This window comes from Streptomyces hilarionis (genome assembly GCF_024539675.1).
Lineage (GTDB): Bacteria > Actinomycetota > Actinomycetes > Streptomycetales > Streptomycetaceae > Streptomyces > Streptomyces hilarionis.
In genome coordinates this window covers 1-269 of the sequence record NZ_JAHHIT010000729.1, presented here as the reverse complement: position 1 = coordinate 269, position 269 = coordinate 1, and the positions used below count along the sequence as shown (strand labels likewise).

Genomic DNA, 269 nt, shown 5'->3' with positions numbered 1-269 from the left:
GCCGTAGGGCATTCCGCCTTCGTGGATTGCAAGGTTGACACCCACCCACTTGTCCTCGCCCCGAATTTCCTCTACAACCTCCGACATCCATTTGACGTGGGAGGCATCCGCCACAATTTGCCGGCGGCTCCGGTAGCTCGAAAGCAGCAGATACATTCCCCGGGCCTTTAGGTAGTCACGAAGATGCTCCGTACGAACGTCCAGCCGAACAGGACGATCACGGTCGTCACGCACCAGCCTCACGACCTCCTGAAAGCCCTCAATAGGCC

At 58.7% G+C, this 269-nt stretch carries 1 protein-coding gene; it reads right to left on the bottom strand.

Translation table 11 applies throughout. The features are described 5' to 3' along the window. On the bottom strand, positions 1-234 hold a 234-nt coding region (locus KMS84_RS40165; protein ID WP_256921595.1), incomplete at its 3' end, for a hypothetical protein. Positions 235-269: the final 35 nt, after the last annotated feature.